Origin of the sequence: uncultured Shimia sp., assembly GCF_947493595.1 — a bacterium.
GTDB lineage: Bacteria > Pseudomonadota > Alphaproteobacteria > Rhodobacterales > Rhodobacteraceae > Shimia.
The window spans coordinates 427,726-449,957 of the sequence record NZ_CANLRL010000001.1 but is presented as its reverse complement, the minus strand read 5'-3'; the positions used below and the strand labels follow the sequence as shown (position 1 = coordinate 449,957).

Genomic DNA, 22,232 nt, shown 5'->3' with positions numbered 1-22,232 from the left:
CGCTCAGATCTCCCTGTCTTCCAAAGTCTCAATCAGCCGTTCCAGACGGATCGCCATGCCGTCCACATCGTCAGCGCCAAGGCCACCCAGCATCTCGTTGAGCCAGCTTTCATGGGTCGCGGCATGTTCGGCAAAAGCAGCAATGCCCTTGTCGGTCAGTTTCACCAATGAGGCGCGGCGGTCGCCCGGAACAGCCACCCGTTGCGCCAGCCCTTCCTCCGACAATTTGTCAACAATACCGGTCACGTTCCCATTAGAAACGCGCAACAAATCGCTGATCTGGCTCATCTTTTGCCCTTCCGGGAAGCGCGCCAGCACCGACATCACGTCAAACCGTGGCAAGGTGCTGTCAAACTCCCGACGCAGGCGGCGGCGGATTTCATCTTCGATCATGCCCGAGGCTTTCAGAAGCTTCAGCCAGAGCCGCAGCCGCTCCTTGCTCAGGTCGTTTTGTGTTTCGGTCATACTTCCCCTCCCGACAGGGTCATGGCGTGGCCGTTCACCGAACGCGCCGCGTCTTCGCACAGCCACAGCGCGGCACCTGCCACCTCATCCACCTCGATAAACCGCCCCTGTGGATTGCCCCGCGTGAGGCTGGTGCGGGCTTTCTCAGCGCTCATGCCGGTCTTCGCCACGATGTTCTCAATCGAGCGGTCCAACATCGGTGTGTCGACAAACCCGGGACAGATTGCATTGGCGGTGATGCCGCTGTTGCCCATTTCCATGGCCACGGAACGGGTCAGCCCGACCACGCCATGTTTGGCCGCACAGTAGCCGCTGACATAGGGATAGCCTTTGAGGCCAGCGGTGGAGGCCACGGCGATCAACCGCCCCCAGCCCGCTACCTGCATATCCGGCAGCGCCGCCTGCCAGACGTTCACCACACCCGCGAGGTTCACATTCAACATTGCCGTCAGATGCTCCGGCGTCATCTTGGCAAAAGGCACACTCTCCGCCGCGCCAGCGTTCGCCACGACAATCTCTATCGGCCCGTCCAGAGCCCGCGCTTCTGCAAAGGCTCCACGTACGGCGCCTGCATCGGTCACATCACAGACCTTCCAGCCGATGAACTTGTGCTTACCCGCCACCTCGCGCAGGGGACCTTCGCGTCTGCCCACCACGGTGACCTTGGCACCGGCGTGCGCCATGGCCTCAGCAATCGCGGCCCCAACGCCGGTGCCGCCGCCGGTCACCACCGCATGTTTCCCTGCTACGCTCATACCCGGATCATCTCCGCATCACGATCTGCCAGCCGCCAGGCCTGATCCCGCCCGGCCTCGTAAGGCTTGGGCCAAGTGGCATGGCGGTCGCCAATCCGCGCCGCCTCATGATGCACCCAATAGGGATCGGCCAGATGTGGTCGGCCCACGGCCACCAGATCCGCCCGCCCTGCAATCAGGATCGAGTTGGCGTGATCCGCCTCATAAATATTGCCCACCGCCATGGTCGGAATGACCGCCTCGTTGCGGATGCGGTCGCTGAACGGCGTCTGGAACATGCGGCCGTAGACCGGCTTGGCCTCAATGCTGGTCTGCCCCGCGCTCACATCGATGATATCCGCTCCCGCCGCGCGGAACGCCTTAGCAATCTCCACCGCTTCCTGCGGGGTCACGCCATCTTCGCCAACCCAGTCATTGGCCGAAATCCGCACCGACATCGGCTTTGCCGCAGGCCACACGGTCCGCATCGCTGAGAACACTTCCAAAGGATAGCGCAGACGGTTTTCCAGGCTACCGCCATATTCGTCGTCGCGCTGATTGCTGACCGGCGAAATGAAACTGGAGATCAGATAGCCGTGCGCGGCGTGCAGTTCGATCATATCGAACCCGGCCCGTTCCGCCATTTCCGCCGCCGCCACAAACTGCGCTTTGATGACGTCCATGTCCTCACGAGTAGCGGCACGTGGCACAGCGTTATTGTCGCTCCAAGGAGTTGCGGAGGCCGAGACCAAATCCCAATTGCCGTCTTTCAAAGGCGCGTCCATGATCTCCCAGCCCACTTGCGTGGAGCCTTTGCGCCCCGAATGGCCGATCTGGCAGCAAATCTTCGCGTCCGTCTCTGCATGAACAAACTCGGTCAACCGCCGCCACGCCGCCTCATGCTCGGGCGCATAAAGCCCCGGACAGCCCCGCGTGATCCGCGCCTCAGCGCTCACGCAGGTCATCTCGGTATATACGAGCCCCGCCCCACCCTTGGCGCGTTCGCCGTAGTGGATCAGATGCCAGTCAGTTGGACAGCCATCCACCGCTTTGTACTGCGCCATAGGAGAGACCACGATGCGGTTGGCAAGGTCCATGTCGCGCATCTTATAAGGCGCAAACATAGGCGCACGCACTGGCGCATCCACAGGCGCACCCGCCTGGTCCTGAAACCACTTTTCCGCCGACTTGAGCCACTCCGCATCCCGCAACCGCAGGTTTTCATGGCTGATCCGCTGGCTGCGCGTCAGCAGAGAATAGTTGAATTGCACCGGGTCCAGATCGAGGTAGCGTTCCACCTCCTCAAACCACTCCAGAGAGTTGCGCGCCGCCGATTGCAGGCGCAAAACGTCTAACCGCCGCTCTTCCTGGTAGCGCTCAAAAGCCCCTTCCATCGTCGGTTCGGAGTGCAGGAACTCAGCCAGCGCAATGGCACTGTCAAAGGCCAGTCTTGAGCCTGACCCAATCGAGAAATGCGCCGTGGCGGAGGCGTCGCCCAGCAGCACCACATTTTCGTGGTGCCATTTCTCACAGAGCACCCGCGGGAAGTTCATGAACACCGCAGAGCCGCGCAAATGCGCCGCGTTGCTCATCAGATCGTGCCCACCAAGGTGGTCAGCAAACACCGCGCGGCAGGTCTCTACAATCTCTTCTTTGGACATGGCTTCAAAACCGAAGTTGTCCCAGGTCTCCTGCCCGCACTCAACGATGAAGGTCGCGGTCTCATCGTCAAACTGATAGACATGCGCCCAGATCCAGCCGTGCTCTGTCTTCTCAAAAATGAAGGTGAAAGCGTCGTCAAACTTTTGATGCGTGCCAAGCCAGACAAATTTACACGCACGCACATCGACCTCGGGCTTGAAGTGCTCCGCGTAAGTCTCTCTGACAACACTGTTTAAACCATCACAGCCCACCACCAAATCATACGCGGCGCGGATCGCCTCAACGTCGTCAAACTCGGTCTCAAACTTCAGTTCCACGCCCAGCTCACGGGCGCGGTCTTGCAGCAAAAGCAGCATCTGCATGCGGCCAATTCCGGCAAATCCATGCCCGCCAGACACGGTGCGCACACCATCATGCACCACCGCAATATCATCCCAATAGGCGAAATGATCGCGGATCATCTGTGCCGATTTTGGATCATTGACCTGCAGGTTTTCAAGCGCATCATCGGACAGCACCACACCCCAGCCAAAGGTGTCACTGGCGCGATTGCGCTCAATCACGGTGACCTGATGCGACGGGTCGCGCAGCTTCATCGAAATGGCGAAGTACAGCCCAGCTGGACCTCCCCCCAAACACGCAACACGCATATCTTCCCTCCCTGACGAAGATCGCGGAGCCGCAAGCGCCCCGTCGCTTCCTTAACGCTAGGATGAGTCGCAATTTACTTCAAGCTTGAAATTTCTAACCTGTGAATTTCTCAGCACCTCACATTTGAGCCCCCAACGTCTTGCGTGATTGACGCAACTTCCTCAAAAAGACTGCCATGACCATTGAGCAATACTTCACCACCGTGCCGGAAGGCGCGCGGGACCAGTTGGAAAGCCTGCGCGACATCATTCGTGCCGCTGCGGAGGCCACGGATACAGCGCCGCTTGAGGAAAGCCTGAAATGGGGGCAACCCAGCTTTGCGCCATCAAAACGCATGGGCACACCGATCCGGCTAAGCTGGTCTCACAAATCACCGGAACGTGCGGAGATGTTGGTGCATTGCCAGACTACTCTGGTGGACGCCTGGCGGCACAGGTTTGGTGATCTGTTTGACTACGACGGGACGCGTGCCGTGCACATAGATCTGGCGGCGCATTTGCCTGAAGAGGCGTTGCATATCATGGCAGTGATGGCCTTAACCTATCACAAAACCAAAGGCTGAATTACCGCGTGGCCTCTTGCAATTGCGCAGCCGGCTCCGAGGTCAGGGCAGTCAGAACATCTGCCACCACCATGGCGGCAATCACCTCAGGACGTTTGTCTTTACTACCACCTGCGCCAATTGGGCAATGCAACGCTGCGGCGCTCAGACCATCACATTCGCTGTGGGCAAAACGTTCAAACTTCACCCGTTTTGTAGCGGACCCAATCATACCCACCCAACGCGCGTCAGTGCGGACCAGCGCTTCGGACGTGAGCAGAAAATCCAACGCATGATCGTGGGTCAGCACAATGAAGGCACTGCCCGCCGGAGCGCCGCGCACCTCGGCTTCGGGCAGAGCAGTCAGGCGTTTTTCCACGTTGGCCTGTGACAGGCCCAACTCCTCAGAGCGGCTGTCCACCAGCAGACAGCGCACCGGCAAATGTTGGAACAAGTCCGCCAGAGCGCGCCCCACATGACCCGCGCCAAACACATAAACATGGGGAAGAACGGCCTCTTGCGCTTCCACGTCAGCAACCAGTTTTACCCGGGCCGCGCTATCCATTTCGATGAGTGTGATCTCCACACGCCCACCACAGCACTGGCCAATCTCCGGACCCAGCGGCACATCCATGAAGCCGGAGGATTGACCTAGTTTCAGCAACTTACGCGCCTCATCTAATGCCATATACTCAAGCTGTCCGCCGCCAATGGTGCCAACCATTGCCGACGGGGACGCAACCATCACAGCGCCTTCTTCGCGCGGAGAGCTGCCACGCACACGGGTGATTTCCACCCGCATGGCGCGCTCTTCACGCTCCAGAAACCCTATGAGGTCGCAAGCTTTCATCCGCGCAGGCGCTCCACCGCCATCAGCACACATTCCGGTGTGGCTGGCGCGTCCAGTCGCGGGCATTCCGCATAATCCGCCACCGAGGCCACCGCCATGCCAAGCGCCTCAAACACACAGATTGGCAACATAAACGGCGGCTCACCCACCGCTTTGGAGCGTTTGATGGTCAGCTCGCGGTTCTCTGACCAATCTGCCAGATTGACGTTGAATTCACGTGGCACATCTCCGGCCAGCGGGATCTTGTAGGTGCTGGGCGCATGGGTGCGCAGCTGGCCTTTATCATCCCACTTGAGTTCCTCAGTGGTGAGCCAGCCCATGCCCTGAACAAATGCGCCTTCAACCTGACCTTTGTCCAAAATCGGGTTCAACGACTTGCCCACATCATGCAGCACATCCGCGCGATCCACCGTGTACTCACCGGTCAGCGTGTCCACGGAGACTTCGGCCACAGCCGCGCCATAGGCGTAGTAGTAAAACGGACGGCCTTGGCCTTTTTCGCGGTCCCAGTGAATTTTGGGCGTCTTGTAGAACCCTGCGGCCCACAACTGGACCCGCGCCATATAGGCCTGCTTGATGAACTCACCAAAGGTGAAGGTCTGATCGCCGACACGTACCTGATTTGGGGCAAACTCGACCAGTAGCGCCTCTACGCCAAAGTGGTCGCAGGCCCATCGCACCAACCGCTCTTTGATCTGCTCACAGGCATTCAGCGCCGCCATGCCATTGAGGTCGGTACCCGAGCTCGCCGCGGTGGCGGAGGTGTTGGGCACTTTCTCGGTGGTGGTTTTGGTGATCTTGATGGTGTCAAAATCCACCTGAAACGCTTCGGCCACAACCTGAGCAATTTTGGTATTCAGCCCCTGCCCCATCTCGGTGCCGCCATGGTTCAGCATAATGGAGCCGTCATTGTAGATGTGCACCAATGCGCCTGCCTGATTGTACCAGGTGGCGGTGAAGCTGATGCCAAATTTCACCGGCGTGAGCGAGAGACCTTTGCGGATAATCCCGCCTTTGGCGTTGTGCTCTAACACAGCTTTGCGACGCGCCTGATAGTCGGACGTTTGCTCCAACTCATCCACCAACCGTGGCATGACATTGTCTTCCACCGTCTGATGGTACGGTGTCACGTTGCGGTCTGTGTCGCCATAGAAGTTGGCTTTGCGCACCTCAAGCGGGTCCTTGCCCAACTTATAGGCAATCTCTTCCATCATGCGCTCTGCGGCAACCACGCCTTGCGGGCCACCAAAGCCACGGAACGCAGTGTTGGAGACCGTGTTGGTCTTCATCGGACGGCTTTGCAGTTTCACATGCGGGTAGAAATAGGCGTTATCGGCGTGGAACAGCGCGCGGTCGGTCACAGGCCCGGACAGATCCGAGGTCCAGCCACAGCGGGCAGCAAAGGTGTTGTCCACCGCCTGGATTTTGCCGTCGTCATCAAAGGCCACGTCATAGTCGACCACAAAGTCGTGCCGCTTGCCGGTGGTTTCCATGTCCTGATCGCGGTCCGGACGGATTTTCACCGCGCGGTTCCACTTTTTGGCCGCCATGGCCGCCACGGCGCAGAACTGGTTCATCTGGCTTTCTTTGCCGCCAAACCCGCCACCCATGCGGCGCACATTCACGACAACAGCGTTGGACGGCACACCCAACACATGGGCCACCATATGCTGTGCCTCGCTTGGGTGCTGCGTAGAAGAATGCACAATCACATCGTCGTCTTCGCCGGGCATGGCAAAGGCGATGTGGCCTTCCAGATACATGTGATCTTGCCCACCAATGCGCATCTGGCCCTGAATGCGGTGCGCGGCCTCAGCTTGCCCTTCGGCCACATCACCCCGTTTCAACGTCATCGGCGGGGTCACATGCGGATAGCCTTTGGCCACCGCTTCATCCGCCTCAATCACATGCTCGAGTGGCGTGTAGTCGATCTTGGCCAGTTCGACGGCGCGGCGGGCAATGTCTCGGCTTTCGGCAACCACCGCAAACAACACCTGCCCCCAGAATTCCACCTTCTCGGTGGCAAAGAGCGGCTCGTCATGACGCCCTGTTGGGCTCACGTCGTTCACGCCAGGCACATCTTCGGCGGTAAGCACGCCCACCACACCGGGCGCTGCGCGCACGGCGGAGAGGTCCATGGAATTGATCGTCGCGTGGGCCACCTTAGCGGTGCCAAAATAGGCGTGCAGCGTGCCAATCGGCTCTGCGATGTCGTCACAGTAGTCCGCGCCACCAGAGACATGTTTGATCGCACTGTCGTGGATCAGATCAGTGTGGGCGGAACCGCGAATGGAGACGGTCTGTTTCATTCTTTTTCTCCTTACGCGCTGGCCAGACGGGCGGTGTCGCCATTGGTTTCATGCCAGAACCGGCGGAACAGGTTTTGCGCGACTTTCATGCGGTAATCCGCGCTGGCCCGCATGTCGGTCAGTGGCTGGAAATCCTCAAGCAGTTTGCCTGCGGCGGCTGCCAAAGTGGCTTCGCTCCATGGCTGGCCGACCAGTGCGGCTTCAGCGGCGGCGGCACGTTTTGGCGTGGCGGCCATGCCCCCAAAGGCCAGCACGGCTGCGGTGATCATACCATTTTCGACTTGTACCGTCATGCCCACAGCCACGGAGGAGATGTCCTCATCCCGCCGTTTGGAAATTTTGTACGCCGCATGATGGCCGGTGGAGACACGCGGAATTGTGATGCTCTCCACAAACTCGCCGGCGGCGCGATCCTGCTTGCCGTAAGCGATAAAGAACTCTTCCAGCGGCAATACGCGACGGGTGTCCCCTTTGCGCAGCGTGATGGAGGCCCCAAGTGCAATCAACACCGGTGGCGTGTCGCCAATCGGGGAGCCATTGGCGATGTTGCCCCCTACTGTACCCATATTACGCACCTGCCACCCGGCAATGCGGTCCCAATAGTCGCTCAGGTGTGGGTAATGTTCCGCAATCACATCCTGCGCTTCGGTGTAGGTCACGCTCGCGCCCATGGTCACAGCATCCTCAGTAACTTCGATGGCCTTCAATCCATCCAACTGACCAATGAAGACCGCAGGCGAAATCCGCTTGAGGAACTTGGTCACCCAGAGCCCAACATCCGTGGAGCCAGCAATGATGGTGGCCTCTGGTTCGGCTTCCAGAACGGCGGCGAGGTCATCCACGTCCGCAGGCAGGATGGCGCGGCTGTCGCCCTTGGACACCTCAACCCGCTTGCCGTCTTGCAAGTCCGTCAGAGCCGCAACAATGCTGTCTCGTTCGGTCGAGAGATGTTCCGCAGACGGAGTGCCATAGTTGGTCACTTCCTGCGCGGCGCGAATGATCGGCGCATAGCCGGTGCAGCGGCACAGGTTGCCTTGCAATGCGGTCTCCACCTGCTTCACGGTTGGGTGCTCATGCTGCATCCACAGCGCGTAAAGTGACATGACAATACCCGGCGTACAGAAGCCACATTGGCTGCCGTGATGCTCCACCATCGCCTGTTGCACCGGTGACAGACGGCCATTTGGCCCGCCAAGATACTCAATGGTGACCACGTGACAGCCATCCAGCGAGGCCAGGAAACGGATGCAGGCGTTCACGGTCTCATAGACCAATCCACCGTCCGTCAGCCGCCCGACCAGCACGGTACAGGCGCCACAATCCCCCTCGGCACAACCCTCCTTGGAGCCGGTAAGCCGTTGATCGATACGCAAAAAATCCAGGAGCGTGTCGTCTGCTCCCACATCGGAAAGCGCGACGTTGCGCCCGTTGAGTAAAAAACGAATTTCGCTGCGGTGCTGCATCCTGACCTCTTGCTGGGACTCGGCACGGAAATGGCCTTAGCTCACTGTACCTGCGCACTAGCCTTCAATGAAACGGGGGTTTTGGCAAATCTATTTCAATGATTTATTGAAAATCAAATTCCCAAACCCGCGCTATTGAGGCACTATCCCATAAGGAGGCGCTCTTATGCCCTATCTGGAAAGCCTGCGAGTCTTTGTACGCGTGGTGGAGCTTGGCTCGATCACTTCCGGCGGCCGCGACCTGCGCTTGACCCCGGCAGTGGCCTCCAACCGCGTGAAAGAACTGGAAGGCCGGCTTGGCGTTCGCCTGTTCAATCGAACCACCCGCAACCTGTCCCCCACTGAGGTGGGCAAAGTGTTTTATGATCACGCCCGCAAAGTGATTGAAACGCTGGATGAGGCAGAGGCGGTGGTGGCCGGGTTTTCTGACAAGCCGCGCGGCACCATTCGCGTGACAGCCCCCTTGGGCGTTGGACGCCGGATTGTTGCACCCCTGATCCCTGCCTTCGCTGACAAATACCCCAATGTCGATGTGCAGCTGCGCCTGTCGGACCGCAAAGTCGACCTGTTTGAGGACGGTTTGGACGTGGCCTTTGTGCTGGGGGAATTAAAAGACAGCAATCTCAAGCTGCGCAAAATTGCCGATTGTGATCGCGTGTTGGTGGCCGCGCCGGAGTATCTGGAGACGCATGGCACGCCACACACACCGGATGATCTTCTGGGGAATCACAATTGTCTGCTGCTGCGTTTCCCGCGCAGTCCTGAGTATTTCTGGACCCTGCAAACCGAAGACGGGCTGCGTAAGATTGAGGCCAAAGGCCGTTATGATGCCGATGATGGCGATGTGCTGACCCAATGGGCACTGGAAGGCGCTGGTATTGCCAACAAACCCCGCTTTGACGTGGCGCAGCACTTGAAAAGCGGCGCATTGGTGGAGGTGTTGTCAGACACACCGCCTCTGCCAGCCTCGTTTGGATGCCTTTATCCGCACCGCAAACTGCAAGACCCAAAAATCCGCCTGTTTGTGGATTTTGTCGCAACCGAAAGCAAGCAGCGCATCGCGCAGCTTTGAGCCGGTCTGCCAGAAGCTGTTTTAGTGGTTGATCGCCAGAGGGCTCTCTTCACGCAACTTGGGCGTATAAAGCGTAAAGGTCGCGCGACCATCATGTTTGGACGCATAAAGCGCCACATCGGCATCATCCATCAACTGATCCGCTGATGCCTCGCCCGTGCCATCATAGATCGCAATCCCCACACTGGCAGAGACTTTGCATAGGCTGTCTTTGTAGGCGACCGGACGCTCCACCTCTTTGATGATCCGGGTACAAATACGCCCCAAGATTTCCTCATCAATGGTGCCGTTGATCACCAGAACAAACTCATCGCCACCAACCCGAGCAACCACATCGTCGCCCCGGCTGCTGTCGACCAGCACTTTGGCGACATGCTGCAACACAACGTCCCCAGCGGCATGGCCTTTGGTGTCGTTGACCTCTTTGAAGAAATCGAGATCCACATGCAGCAGACCAAACGGCGTGCGGTCTTCGACCATACGCGGCAGGATGTGATCCAGCGCCCGACGGTTTTTCAAACCTGTCAGCGTATCGGTATAGGCCTGTTCCTCAGCGGCGACCTTGGCGCCCTGCAAACGTTGGTTCAGCTTGCGGTGCGCTTCCATCGCTGCGGATTTGGCTTCAACCAGATACAACATCTCGATGGTCAAATCCGTGGCCGCAAAATCGGACGCGTTGAGCGAGTACTCTTGCACCGCGTCCAGAATGGAGATGCCAAAGCTCAGGTTTACAATCGCGCCGCCATCACTGCATGGCATCAACACACCCTTGAGGCCGGTCTGCGGCTCAGCGCGTTTTTTTAAATGCAGCTTCTTACCTGCCGCCGCCAACAACGTCTCCATCGAGGTGATGGAATGCGGACGGTTCAGCTCAAACGCTTCCAGGAAGCGTTCACCAAGGATGCTTTGGTCCCCATACAATTTGGCCACGGTTGGCCCCGCATGGATGATCTTGCCAAACTTGTCCAAGCACACATGCATTGGGCACAACACATCCAGTGTTGCAAGCATGTGGCTGTTGTCATGCAGATCGCTCATCCGGCCCGCGCTCCCAACTCAAACTCTCGCCCGCTGGCAAAAGCCTGTTCCACCAATGTGATGTCAATCACCTCGGCGTCTGCCTGCGCCCCGCGATGCTCCAGAAACACCAAAGCGCCATAGTCATCTGCCAACGTACGCAGAATGCCAATCATCACGTAACCAAACCCAGGGTTGTCGCCCTTTAGTGTCAGGCTGAAAGACTCTGACGAGTGCTGACGCACCTCCATCGAGGGCAGGTCAAGATCATCCACCGCCAGCTTTGCACGATCCGGCAGCTCGTCCAGCGAGTGTAGGAAGTCGACAAAATCAACGCCCCCAAAGCGCAACAGGCGGCGTAGCGCCTCAACATTAGGATGGGTCACAAGATAGGTGCCGATGTCTTCCAGAACGGTTTCTTCAGGCACACCAATCACATCTTTTGCCGCGTCGATGAGACTCGACGTCACCGCATCATCATAATGCAACATCGCTTCAAAATCAGTGGTTTCCACACCGGCACGGCGCGTCACTTCATGCCACCGCGACAGCCCATAACTGTCGCGGACAAAGCACTGTATCGCCCTGTTGACCAACCCATGCATAACGTCACCTCATTCGTCTTGATCTATCAGACCAGACTCACCTTAAGATTTCCCCAACAGCCTCAAAATTCCGGAAACAATTCAACGTCTCCGACCCAGAGTGAGCGCCGGCTGCTGGGAGCCACCTCATAGCGCCCCGCCAATATAGATCGAACTTCTTCTACCGTCACCTCTTTGTCGCCAAAGGGCACCACGTATTCCCCTATGACGAGATCGCCGCCATTAACAAACACGCTAAATACGTCAAATTTGCGACTTTGGTCGGGGACGAACAGCAGACCTTGCGGGGCGCCCTGCCCCGCCTCAAACCGGTCCAACAGCAAAACGCAGCCGGGATCGACGGTGTCTGCACAGCTTTGTGACCAATCCCGCAACCGGTAGCGCGGCCAGTTTTGCAGCATGTCCACCGTCACGGTTACAGACTGCGACAGGACTGTCAGATGTGCATGGATTTCCGCCGCCAAAGCCTCTGTCCCACCGTCATCCTGCCCGCGCTCAAACTGCCACCGGCTCCCGGCGGACAAGGCGCGTGCCACGCTTGCTTGAAGCACCGCGTCACCCTGCGCAGCGCCACGTTGCAAAACCGCAATGCCAGCCTGGCCGGGTTTTCCCCACTCATGCGCCAGTTCATAAAGCGCCATATCCCGCGCGGCCACCTCACCACGCTCGATACGTGCAACCTGGGAGTCGCTGGAAATCCTCTCCGCATTCAGCAGCGGGCTCAACCACGCGGCGGCGGCCGCAAGCACCACCACGGCAGCGAGAATATTGGCCTGGCGAATACGTGCCATCCACGGCCCGCGCAGCAAAACGGCCACCGCATAGGTCAACGCATAAAGCGCAACAATAGCCGCCGTACAGGCCGCCGCGAGACGGGCCGGGGTCCAACCGTACTGGATGACCCGCAACGACAACGCATAGATCGCCAAACCGGCAATCACCGGCAGCAACAAGGCCAATGCGGCCGTGCAAAGCCGCATCCATTGTGAGCGCACCGCATCCGCATCGCCACGGTCAAGCGACACACTGACCAAACAAATCATCGCCAGGCCAACAAACAGCAAGGTGGCCGTGCGGCTCAGGTTGCCAAACAGCTTGGCCGGATCCTGCAACAGCGCCGCCACCACAAAGATCAGCACAACCGCCAGCACCACCGGCACCAACAGCCGCAACAGGCGCAGCACCAGAAACGGCGACAGATACTCACGCATCTCATGCACCACCGACAGCCCCAACCCCAGGGCAAAACCGGTGATCACAAACGGCACACCGTCAATGTCGATGATGTCTTCAATGATCGTGAGGCCAACAATCTCCAAAAGCGCATGACTCATAAACAAAACCGCCCAGGACAGGCCTGCAAACAACCACCCCGCCGAATATCGCACCAGAATGCTCCAGCTCACGTCAAACAGGTGGCCGTAGTCCCGCAGGCTGTGATGATCACGCAAAAGCGCCGCAGCAAAGGGCGTGCCAATCGAGACAAACACCGCCCAAGCCAAAATCGGATGCATGGCTTCGGCAAAGGCGTCCAGCGTGTCAAAGCGCCACCCTGCCCATGTCAACAAAAGCGCGGCAACAGCGGACAGCCACAGCGCAGGCAATGCCGCCCGCACCACACGATACGGTCCGCTCAACCCCAGCAACACGGCAAAAAAACCGGCTACAAAGGAGGTCACCGCAAGATAAACATGGGGGTGGGTAATGACGTCGGAAAGATGCTCAACCAAAGCCCAAATTGCCAGCCCGGCAATGGCTCCTATGACAGCCATCTCGGCCCGTCCGGCGACGGTGCGCCCGTCCTGAGTGTGCATGGTACCCCTCCTGCAACCCTGTGCGGCGTTTATAGCGGGGAGCATATCAAAAACAATGATTTATAACAAAATCCGCATATGACATTTCTGGCTGGAGACACCAGTCCCTTTTGCACAATGTTGTTAGAAATCTGTCGGCGCACCGCCCTGCTGCTTGCGGGTTTCAACAAAGTCAACCAGCGCTGCGTGATGCTCTGGCGGCATCGTGGGCGCTTCAAATTCGGCCAGAATATCCTTGTAGAGGTGATGCGCCCGTTCCGCCGTCCAGGCGCCCCCGGCGGCCTCAAAGGCTTCATAGTTGCGCCAGTCCGACACAAACGGCTGATAGAAGGCTGTCGTGTAGCGGGCCTGTGTGTGTTCTGTGCCAAAGAAATGCCCGTCGGTGCCAACCTCGGCAATTGCGTCAAAGGCAATCTCCTCCGGACCCGTGGCGCAGATCTCCGGCTCCAGGTAACGCTGGATCATCTGCAATTCTTCACAATCCATCACAAACTTCTCCGGGCTGGCGATCAACCCGCCTTCGAGCCAGCCAGCCGCGTGATACACCATATTGCTGCCCGACTGCACCGCGCTCCACAGGCTGTTACAGGTCTCCCACATGGCCTGCGCGTCCGGCACATTGGCAGCACAGACACCGCTGGCACGCATCGGCAAACCATAGAACCGTGCCATCTGGCCCGTCATCTGCGTGGCGCGCATATACTCCGGCGTGCCAAAGGCCGGCGCACCGGATTTCATGTCCACATTGCTGGTGAAAGTACCAATGGCACAGGCCGCGCCGGGCCGAATGTATTGCGCCAGAGCCACGGCGCTCAACGCCTCCGCCAAAGACTGCGCCACAGCCCCTGCCATGGTCACAGGCGCCATCGCGCCTGCCAACGTAAACGGCGTGACCACCAACCCCTGATTTCGGCGCGCTATGCGCATCCAGCCATCCATCATTGGATGGTCATGTTTTAACGGAGAGGTCGAATTGATGTTGGTGAACATCCTTGGGCTCGCCTCAAACGCCTCATGGCTCAGGCCGCCTGCCAGCCGCACCATTTCCATCGCGTCTTCGACCCGCTCCGCGCCCAACGCATAGGCATGCACCACTTTGTCTGTCAGGGTGAGCGTGTCAAACAACACGTCCAAATGCCGGATCGAGGCGTGGATGTCCTGTGGCTCAACCGGATAGCCGCCTGTAAAATGGATGCAGTTGAAATACTGCGTCAGCTTCAGCAGGTTGGCACATTGTTCGCGCGTGCCGGGCACTTTGCGCCCCAGTTCCAGATCCCAATAGTTCGGCGGGCTGGAGACATTGCCAAACAGGATGTGGGTGCCGCCCATTACCAGCTGCCGTTCAGGATTGCGTGGCGTGATAGTCCAGCGCGACGGCGCTTTGCCGACCATCTCCATGACAAAGGCGCGGTCCATGAAGACCTGGTCACCCTCAACGCGACAGCCCGCCTGCTTCAGAATTTTGCGCGCCTCGTCATTGTAAAAGGCTATGCCAAGCTCTTCGAGAATGCGCATGGCACCAGCGTGGATCGCCTGCACCCCCTCTTCTGAGAGCGGTTCGGTTGGGCGATCGATGTTTTTTGGCAAACGCCAGGGCATTTGCTCAATCACACCGGATGTCCGGCGCCGCGCCGCATTGCCCGCGCGTCCACCGCCACGCCGCCCTCTTGGCTTTCCCTCTGGTTCCGACATGGATGCCTCCCCTTCGCGTTAGAGAAAGCAAAAGACATCCTGCGCGATCTGTCTGCGCGTTTGCGACAAAAGTCGTCGCTTTTGACACCCCGCCTTGCGCGTAGCGGGCAAATCAAAACGGCGCACCCTAGGGCACGCCGTCAAAAACCGGGCTGAATGAAGGGGAATTAGGTCACCATCCACGCAGGGATATGACCAATATTTGGCAAAACCACGTCTGCGTGGGGCGCAAGCTCCGCTTCAAGCGCCACGCCGGTCAACACCGCAATTGTCTGCATCCCGGCACGACGTCCGGCGATCAGGTCGTGGGTGCTGTCGCCGACCATCGCCACGCGTGCAGGTGTCAGATTGGTATGCTCAGCAAAGGCCAAAAGCGGGGCTGGGTCAGGCTTGGCACCAAAACCGCTATCAAACCCAGCGATAAAATCAAACCTGTCCTCTACCCCTGCTCCGGACAAATGGGCCTTGGCGCCGTATTCCGTGTCATTGGTCATCACGCCCAATTTGAGCCCCTGGGCGCGAAACCCGTCCATCAGAGGCGCCAACGGCACGGCCGGTGCCAGCGGGGCATCTGCTGCCGCCAACATCAAGGTCTCATCTATTGCATCCACATCAGAACCCGGCAAAACGCTGGCCACCGCCTCCGCTGCCTCACGGTTGGTGCCTGCAATCACAAAACTGTCCGGGCGGAATGCTTTGGCAGAGAGGTCAAACATCAACGCATCGGCAATCCGCTGTGACAGCGCAGCGTCCCCTTGGGCAAAGCGCTCGATCATGCTTGCCGCCCAGCCGTTCCAGGTCGCCCCGAAATCAAACAGGGTGCCATCCTTGTCAAACAGAAGTCCGTCTACGCGCATCTATGATCTGCCTTGCCTCAATGTGGTCCTGCCCCAGACCCTGCCCTGACCCTAACCTCAGTGCAAGCGGATCTGCGCCGTTAACGCAATCTTAGGCTCAGGTCCAATGCATCCGGGCGGTCCCAAGCAGGGTCGCAGCCGCCATCATCGGCACTTCATAGGCGAGTGCATTGCTGTCACAGAAGTCTACCACCCAAGCATCGTCCATAGTGATAAACTCAAGCACAGAGCCCAGAAAATCAGGCTCCGCTGCCCGCGCGCGCAGGTCCTCCACTGACGCACCGGTTGAACCCAAAAATACAGAGCACACCTCCTCGTTGTTAACCAACCAGGCCAGGGCCTTCAGGGCGGTGGTCTCGGCGACCTCTTGAGAAACACTCATTTTTTCTCACTTTCGAAAGGGTTTGTTAACCATTCATACCACAATATGAACGTGTCCCTACTTTCCTCAGTTTCAGGTTTCTTATGGCAGCTCGTGTCTTGATCGTCGACAGCATTTCGGCGAACCGTATCTTGTTGAAAGTCAAACTTGCCGGCGCATTCGCTCAGGTTGAGCAAGCCGCCAGCGCAGGGGAGGCTTTGGATCTCCTCGAAAACGAGGCCACGCCCGACCTTCTGGTGCTCGGTGGCGACCTCGTGGATATGAGCGCAATTGACCTCTGCACGCTCGTCAAAAAACGTCCTGAACTGGCCAACCTGTCGGTGTTGCTGGTGCACACCGACGGCCACCGCGCCGACCTGATTGAAGCCCTGCGCGCGGGGGCGGATGACGCCTTTGACATGTCGGTCAGCACTGACGCGCTTCTCGCCCGCATCCGCTCGATTGTGCGCACCCGCAACAGCTTTGAGGAGCTGCGCTTGCGCGAAAGCACAGGGCACATTCCAGGACTTGCCGAAACACCTGCCGCGTTTGATACGCCCGCCGCCGTGCTGATCGCCGCCCGCAATGAAACCGAAGGCGCACGCTGGCAGGCGCAGCTGTCCAAACTGTCACCGTTTGTTCTGCGCCACCAGATGGAAGCGGACATCATGCGCAACATGGGGCAGTTCACCGCCCCGGATGCCATTGTGATTTCCCTGGCCGTGGCCGCGCCAGAAGCAGCCTTGCACCTTCTGGCCGAAATCCGCGCCCGCGCCGCCACCCGCCAGGCGGCTGTGCTGGTGGTTTTGGACGAGAACAACGACACCGCCCGTATTAGCGCTTTGGACTTGGGGGCCAACGATGTGATTGCCGAAGGGTTTGAAGCAGAAGAGGCCGTGTTGCGCTTGGACAAAATGATCGCCCGCAAACGCCTGACCGATCGTCTGCGTCAAAAGGTGGAAGACGGCCTGACCGCCTCTGTCACCGACCCGTTGACCGGTCTGTTCAACCGCCGCTATGCGATGCCACATCTGGACAACATGGCGCAGCGCGCCACCGGACACAGCGAGCAGACCGGCGATTTTGCCGTGATGCTGGCTGACCTCGACCATTTCAAAGATGTAAATGACAAATACGGCCATGCCGCCGGCGACATTGTACTGGCCGAGATTGCCCGCCGCATGCGCGCCAATATCAAATCCGCCGACCTGATTGCCCGCATGGGCGGCGAAGAGTTCCTTGTGGTGGTGCAGACCGACAACCGCGAAAGCGCCGCAAAAGTGGCCCAGCGCCTCTGTGATGTGGTGCGCGCCGAACCGGTCTATCTGCGTGGCCGCGACATTCAGATCCCGGTGACCGTTAGCATCGGCGTCGCCATGGGCAGTGACATGCTGGACGCTAAGAAATCCAGATTCGGTGGTGGCGAGGACAGCCTTGCCAGTGCCTTGATAGATCAGGCGGATCAGGCGCTCTATGGCGCCAAGGCAGACGGGCGCGACAAGGTGCTGCTGTCGATCACTGCGGCCTGACCCTGGCGCAGTTGGGGGCGCGGCCCCCGCCCCATCTGCGATGGGGCACCCCCGGGATATTTTTGGTCAAATGAAGATCAGGGCTGTTTGGGCGGACGGGGTTTTCCGTCTTTTGGGGGATGTTTCTTGTCCTTAGGACCGCGCGCCAGCACCTCTTCCAGCCGGTCGGCATAGTCCGCCCGTTCCGCATCACTCATCGACAGGATTTTGGCCAGGAACACATCCCGCGCCATGGCGCGACGGCGCTCACCCGCTTGATCCAAAGTCATCACCAAATTGCGCAGCACCGCTTCGTCCAATGGCGAAGTCCGCAGCACGGCCAAAGCCTCTTTGTAGTGCTGATGATCTGCGCGGTGATCCACATTGCTCTTGCGATACGTGCTGCGAATGGCTCGTCCGACTTCACGCTTGTCATCAAAGGTCAGCGCCTTGATGTGCGGCGAGCCAAACCGGTCGCTGACCGGCCCTTTGTCGCTGCCGCCACGCAGGCTGAACACAGCACCGCCAACCACGCCGATGATCAGCACGTTAAGCGCCAGAGACCCGATCAAAAGCGCGCGCGTCAGACGGCGAGGTTTGGGGCTGGGCTGGTCATTTTTTGGCTCAGTCATGCTCACTCCTCCGCCGTAAAATCAAAGGCATAGGTATCATCCAGATCGGAGAGATAGCTTTGAGCGGTCTCTCCATAAAGATCAAGGCCAAGCGTGTCTTGCATCAAACTTGTGCCCGAGGCCACACCTATCCAAACACCGGCCGCGCCCGCCATGGCCACGCCCCCCAGTGCCGGCCAACCACCCACGGCTGCCACAACAGCAGCCCACAAGCCTGAGCGCGCATCAGGCGCCACGGGTGCAGGGTCAGTCCCTTGTAACCCTTCCGCCTCATTCAGCACCCGTGCCAAAAGGTCCGGCGACGGGGTGACACGGCTATCATTGCGGGCCGCTGCAAACAGATCGTCCAGCATGTCCCCGTCACTTTTACTGGTGTCAAACTTCTCAGCCATCGGTATACCCCAGTGCCTCGCGTTGACTGGCCAAAGCCTCTGCCAACGCCCGTTTACCCCGCGCCGTGAGGCTTTCGACTGCCTCGACGCTGATCTCCATGATCTCCGCAATCTCGGGATTGCTTTGACCCTCAATGTGGCGCAACACCACCGCTTGCCGTTGCCGATCTGGCAATGTGGCCAGCGCGTTCTGCAACGCATCTGCGCGCGCGCGATCCTGCATTTCCTGCGCCGCCGATTTGGCATCGTCTTCCGGCTCGGGAATGGCATCAAGCGCCACCCCTTTGGTTTTTCGCAGCCGGTCGGTGCACAGATTGGCGGTCACGCGATAAAGCCAGGTTGTCACCTTGGCCTCGCCCTGTCGCCAGTCTGGCGCCTGTTTGAACAGCCGGATCATGGCCTCTTGTGCCACATCCTCGGCCTCTGCCCGATCGCCCAACATGCGGAAGGCATGCGCAAAGGCGCGCGGCGTCAACCGCAGCGTCAAAACCCGCGCCGCCGCACCGTCGCCGTTGGCATAAAGCACCAACAAAGCGTCGTCCGGCGTGTCCTCCTGTTGATCATAAGGCATCGTCATGATCTCGATGGCTAGCCTCTCATGGGCGGTTGTGCAATCGGTCTCAGTTGGGCGGCACGAAGGCCGCCCTCCCGTGAGTAGGATCAGTTTTCCTGAACGTCGCCACGTTTTTTGAAGCCACGTGCTTCTTTGGCGGCATCCCATTCTTCTTGTGAGATGGTGCCGTCGCCATTGGTGTCGAGCTTCTTGAACATCTCCGCCTTACGTTCGGATCGTTTGGTTTTGCGTTCCGCCTGCGCGGTTTCAAACTCGGCTTTGGAGATCTTGCCGTCGCCGTCTGAGTCCAGCTTTTCGATCATCTTGGCCGAGCGATCAGTTTTGGGCTTCAGCTCATCCACGCTCAGCTGCCCGTCGCCATTGGCATCCATCCGACTGATCATGCGATCCAGCTTCTTGACCATCCGCTCGTTGCCTTGGGATTCGGCAAACGCGGTCAGCTCTTCCTTGGTGATCACTCCGTCACCGTTGGCATCAATGCCGGAAAAGCGGTCTGCAGCTTTCGCTTGCAGCTCCTCAGCGGTGATGAAGCCATCACCATTTGTGTCGAGTTGCTCAAAGCTCGGCATTTGCCCGCGCATGCCGCGCATCTTGCCGCCTTCTTTGGCGGATGCCGCAACTGCGGTCACACCGAGGGCTGCAATCACTACGGCGCTGATCATCATTGTGCTCTTCATGGTGGTCTCCTTTTGGGCCTGTCTTTTGTCTCTCTGCGTCGGCTCATTGCCTGTTCAGTGAGGGTAAAACGCGGCGCCCCAAGGTTTCCGTCGCACTTTCTCAATCTTTTTTTGGCAAGAAAGATTTACGGGGGCCTTTGCGACATCGCGACGCAAGTCAGATTGCCCCCTTTATTGTTTGCGCAAACCGACACATCTTGGCCACGCGAGCAGCGAGGGAAACGTTATGAGTGAAACCAACATGTCTGATGCCGTTTTGGCCGAAGACGACCGCCCAATGAAGCAGGCCCTGTATCGGGGTTGGCGCCGGAAATGCCCAAATTGTGGGACTGGCCCGATGCTTAAGGGCTATTTGAAAGTGCGCGACCATTGTTCGGTCTGCAAAGAAGACCTGAGCCACCACCGTGCCGATGACGGCCCGGCCTATTTGACGATTCTTGTGGTCGGCCACCTACTGGCCCCGCTTTTGCACGTTGCCTTTGTGCATTGGCGTCCGGATCCCCTTATTCTTTTTACCGTTTTTTCGGTTGGCTGTGTCGGGCTCTCGCTCTACCTTCTGCCGAGATTGAAGGGGTGTGTGGTCGCCTTCCAATGGGCGCGCCGGATGCACGGGTTCAAATAGAGCCCGGCCACCCCATCACGTGAGGGGAGCACAGCATGACAAACGCCACCACAGTGGACAAAACCGCGATCCGCAACGCCGCCACGGTGATTGTGCTCAGAGATCGTGACACCAATCCACAAATCCTGATGGGCCAGCGCGGCGCCAAAGCCGCGTTTATGCCCAACAAAGTGGTGTTCCCCGGCGGGGCGGTGGACCTTGAGGATGCCGACATCCCGCTGGCCGCGCCAATCTCGGATTTTTGCAGCCAGCGTCTGCTGGAAGACCGGCGCGAGGACACAAATGAAAGCATCGTGCATGCGTTGGCCGTCGCTGCCATCCGCGAGCTCTGGGAAGAGACCGGCCTGATCCTTGGCACCCAAGGCAATTGGTCGATCGCCCCACCGGCGGATTGGGACACCTATGCGGCCACCGGCCATGTACCGACCGCAGAAGCCCTGCAATTTGTCTTCCGCGCGATCACCCCACCGGGCCGCCCGCGCCGCTTTGATGCGCGTTTCTTCCTGTTGGATGCAGACGAAATCACCAGCGATCTGGATGACTTCTCCGCCGCCTGCGAAGAGCTATCTCACCTGCAGTGGATCCCCCTCAAAGAGGCCCGCAGCTTTGACCTGCCCTTCATCACCGAGGTGGTTTTAGCTGAGATCGAAGCCCGCGTGACCGACCGCACTCCGCCCGAGGCCGTGCCGTTCTTCCGCAATGATGACGAAGAGAGCCTGTTTTTGCGGCTCAAAGGCCGCCTGCCTGATCTGAACGGGCGAGACGATTAAGCCAAAAGCACCAGCGTCAGGATCGACACGGCCAACAGCGCCATGCCGAGGTACTCGCGCCGGCTGATGGTCTCTTTGAAGATCAGCACGGTGCCGAGGATCCCAAACACCAGCTCGATCTGCCCCACCGCTTTCACATAAGCCGCATTCTGCAGCGTGAAAGCTGTGAACCAGCAAAACGTGCCCGCCATGCTGGTCAAGCCAATGAACCCCGCACTGCGCCAGGCCGACAGCACCCGCCCCACTTCGCCCGGCTCACGCAGGGTAAGCCAAAGCCACATGCTGACCATCTGGATCAGGGTTACCGCCGCCAGGGTCACCAAGGCACGCAACAAGGGCGCATCGGTGACCACTTCAAGCGAGGCCCCGCGATAACATACGGCTGAGACCCCAAACAGCGCTCCAGCCACCAGGCCAAGCGCCGCCGAGGGTGTCAAAACCCGGCGCCAGCCGGTCGCCTCGGCCTCAATTGGACCGGACAGCACCATAACGCCACCCACGCCAATGGTGATCGCGATCAACCCTACGCCAGAGATGGTTTCAGATAGCAGCATCAACCCAATCAGAGCGGTGAAAAACACCTCGCTTTTGATAAAGGCCATGCCAACGGCAAAGTTGCGTCGGCCAAACAGCATCACGGTGCAAACTGTCGCCGTGATCTGGGCCGCACCGCCCACCGCGCCAAACAGCCAAAAGCTTGGCGTAACATCCGGCAGGTTCACACGGCCTGTTGCCACCAAAGTCGCCAATATCGCCGCTGCGATGGGTGCGGAATATACAAACCGAGCAAAAGTTGCACCTGCAGCCGACAAAGACACCTTTGCCAGATGTTTTTGCAGCATAAAACGCACGGTTTGAAAGGCCGCGGCTGCGACAGAGGCAATGATCCAGAATTCCATGACCGCCTTGATGCCGAGCTAAGCCATGGAAGTCACGCCAAACATTGTACCCCTACACGTGGAGT

At 59.0% G+C, this 22,232-nt stretch carries 22 protein-coding genes; 5 read left to right on the top strand and 17 right to left on the bottom strand.

All coding sequences use genetic code 11. The features are described 5' to 3' along the window. Positions 1-3: 3 nt before the first annotated feature. From Q0955_RS02260 to Q0955_RS02250, 3 genes are read right to left on the bottom strand one after another with little or no spacing between them, the layout of a single operon-like run. Positions 4-465, bottom strand: coding sequence for a MarR family transcriptional regulator (locus tag Q0955_RS02260; protein ID WP_299419346.1), 462 nt, complete (start codon positions 463-465; stop codon positions 4-6). After that, positions 462-1,220 (bottom strand): SDR family oxidoreductase, encoded by a 759-nt coding sequence (locus tag Q0955_RS02255; RefSeq protein WP_299419343.1) that lies wholly within the window; start codon positions 1,218-1,220, stop codon positions 462-464. The genes Q0955_RS02260 and Q0955_RS02255 overlap by 4 nt, the downstream gene beginning before the upstream one ends. Continuing rightward, positions 1,217-3,511 carry a bifunctional salicylyl-CoA 5-hydroxylase/oxidoreductase gene (locus tag Q0955_RS02250; RefSeq protein WP_299419341.1) on the bottom strand — a complete coding sequence of 765 codons (2,295 nt, stop codon included), beginning with the start codon at positions 3,509-3,511 and terminating at the stop codon, positions 1,217-1,219. The genes Q0955_RS02255 and Q0955_RS02250 overlap by 4 nt, the downstream gene beginning before the upstream one ends. A 176-nt stretch (positions 3,512-3,687) precedes the next feature. On the opposite strand from Q0955_RS02250, the gene Q0955_RS02245 reads away from it, so the two are divergent. Then, positions 3,688-4,074 (top strand): DUF1801 domain-containing protein, encoded by a 387-nt coding sequence (locus Q0955_RS02245; RefSeq protein WP_299419338.1) that lies wholly within the window; start codon positions 3,688-3,690, stop codon positions 4,072-4,074. A gap of 1 nt (position 4,075) precedes the next feature. Here Q0955_RS02245 and xdhC read toward each other — a convergent pair whose 3' ends face one another. From xdhC to xdhA, 3 genes are read right to left on the bottom strand one after another with little or no spacing between them, the layout of a single operon-like run. Then, the gene (gene xdhC, locus Q0955_RS02240; RefSeq protein WP_299419335.1) at positions 4,076-4,903 is read right to left on the bottom strand and encodes a xanthine dehydrogenase accessory protein XdhC; all 828 of its coding nucleotides are present in this window, start codon (positions 4,901-4,903) and stop codon (positions 4,076-4,078) included. After that, positions 4,900-7,212, bottom strand: coding sequence for a xanthine dehydrogenase molybdopterin binding subunit (gene xdhB / locus Q0955_RS02235; protein ID WP_299419331.1), 2,313 nt, complete (start codon positions 7,210-7,212; stop codon positions 4,900-4,902). Before xdhB ends, xdhC begins: the two co-directional genes overlap by 4 nt. A gap of 11 nt (positions 7,213-7,223) precedes the next feature. Beyond that, entirely contained in the window at positions 7,224-8,675 is a 1,452-nt protein-coding gene (gene xdhA, locus Q0955_RS02230) for a xanthine dehydrogenase small subunit (protein ID WP_299419328.1), read from the bottom strand. A 166-nt stretch (positions 8,676-8,841) separates the two neighbouring features. On the opposite strand from xdhA, the gene Q0955_RS02225 reads away from it, so the two are divergent. After that, the gene (locus Q0955_RS02225) at positions 8,842-9,747 is read left to right on the top strand and encodes a LysR family transcriptional regulator (RefSeq protein WP_299419325.1); all 906 of its coding nucleotides are present in this window, start codon (positions 8,842-8,844) and stop codon (positions 9,745-9,747) included. 21 nt (positions 9,748-9,768) lie between these two features. Here Q0955_RS02225 and Q0955_RS02220 read toward each other — a convergent pair whose 3' ends face one another. The 6 genes from Q0955_RS02220 to Q0955_RS02195 form a co-directional block, all read right to left on the bottom strand. Next, complete coding sequence (locus Q0955_RS02220; RefSeq protein ID WP_299419323.1) at positions 9,769-10,785, bottom strand: diguanylate cyclase; 1,017 nt, start codon at positions 10,783-10,785, stop codon at positions 9,769-9,771. Next, positions 10,782-11,369, bottom strand: coding sequence for a heme NO-binding domain-containing protein (locus Q0955_RS02215; RefSeq protein WP_299419320.1), 588 nt, complete (start codon positions 11,367-11,369; stop codon positions 10,782-10,784). Before Q0955_RS02215 ends, Q0955_RS02220 begins: the two co-directional genes overlap by 4 nt. Before the next feature lie 62 nt (positions 11,370-11,431). Continuing rightward, positions 11,432-13,183, bottom strand: coding sequence for a DUF4153 domain-containing protein (locus Q0955_RS02210; protein ID WP_299419318.1), 1,752 nt, complete (start codon positions 13,181-13,183; stop codon positions 11,432-11,434). Positions 13,184-13,306: 123 nt separating this feature from the next. Continuing rightward, on the bottom strand, positions 13,307-14,875 hold the full coding sequence (locus tag Q0955_RS02205) for a trimethylamine methyltransferase family protein (RefSeq protein ID WP_299419315.1): 1,569 nt from the start codon (positions 14,873-14,875) through the stop codon (positions 13,307-13,309). 167 nt (positions 14,876-15,042) lie between these two features. Next, the gene (locus tag Q0955_RS02200; protein ID WP_299419313.1) at positions 15,043-15,732 is read right to left on the bottom strand and encodes an HAD family hydrolase; all 690 of its coding nucleotides are present in this window, start codon (positions 15,730-15,732) and stop codon (positions 15,043-15,045) included. Positions 15,733-15,829: 97 nt separating this feature from the next. Beyond that, a complete protein-coding gene (locus Q0955_RS02195; RefSeq protein ID WP_299419311.1) occupies positions 15,830-16,114 on the bottom strand; it encodes a DUF3572 domain-containing protein in 285 nt (94 codons plus the stop codon). An 83-nt stretch (positions 16,115-16,197) separates the two neighbouring features. Between Q0955_RS02195 and Q0955_RS02190 the strand changes: the two genes are divergently transcribed. Next, positions 16,198-17,622, top strand: coding sequence for a diguanylate cyclase (locus Q0955_RS02190; RefSeq protein ID WP_299419308.1), 1,425 nt, complete (start codon positions 16,198-16,200; stop codon positions 17,620-17,622). A 77-nt stretch (positions 17,623-17,699) separates the two neighbouring features. Here the strand turns inward: Q0955_RS02190 and Q0955_RS02185 are convergent, their stop codons facing one another. The 4 genes from Q0955_RS02185 to Q0955_RS02170 form a co-directional block, all read right to left on the bottom strand. Beyond that, positions 17,700-18,233: a periplasmic heavy metal sensor gene (locus Q0955_RS02185; RefSeq protein WP_299419305.1), complete on the bottom strand. Its 534-nt coding sequence runs from the start codon at positions 18,231-18,233 to the stop codon at positions 17,700-17,702. 2 nt (positions 18,234-18,235) lie between these two features. Next, a complete protein-coding gene (locus tag Q0955_RS02180; RefSeq protein ID WP_299419302.1) occupies positions 18,236-18,625 on the bottom strand; it encodes a hypothetical protein in 390 nt (129 codons plus the stop codon). Further along, a complete protein-coding gene (locus Q0955_RS02175) occupies positions 18,618-19,202 on the bottom strand; it encodes an RNA polymerase sigma factor (RefSeq protein ID WP_299419300.1) in 585 nt (194 codons plus the stop codon). The genes Q0955_RS02180 and Q0955_RS02175 overlap by 8 nt, the downstream gene beginning before the upstream one ends. A gap of 83 nt (positions 19,203-19,285) precedes the next feature. Beyond that, a complete protein-coding gene (locus Q0955_RS02170; RefSeq protein ID WP_299419297.1) occupies positions 19,286-19,876 on the bottom strand; it encodes an EF-hand domain-containing protein in 591 nt (196 codons plus the stop codon). A 226-nt stretch (positions 19,877-20,102) separates the two neighbouring features. Here Q0955_RS02170 and Q0955_RS02165 point away from each other — a divergent pair, with 226 nt between their 5' ends. Continuing rightward, positions 20,103-20,498: a DUF983 domain-containing protein gene (locus Q0955_RS02165; RefSeq protein ID WP_299419294.1), complete on the top strand. Its 396-nt coding sequence runs from the start codon at positions 20,103-20,105 to the stop codon at positions 20,496-20,498. A 35-nt stretch (positions 20,499-20,533) separates the two neighbouring features. After that, positions 20,534-21,268, top strand: coding sequence for an NUDIX domain-containing protein (locus Q0955_RS02160; protein WP_299419291.1), 735 nt, complete (start codon positions 20,534-20,536; stop codon positions 21,266-21,268). Here Q0955_RS02160 and Q0955_RS02155 read toward each other — a convergent pair. Further along, the gene (locus Q0955_RS02155; RefSeq protein ID WP_299419289.1) at positions 21,265-22,167 is read right to left on the bottom strand and encodes a DMT family transporter; all 903 of its coding nucleotides are present in this window, start codon (positions 22,165-22,167) and stop codon (positions 21,265-21,267) included. The genes Q0955_RS02160 and Q0955_RS02155 overlap by 4 nt on opposite strands. Positions 22,168-22,232: the final 65 nt, after the last annotated feature.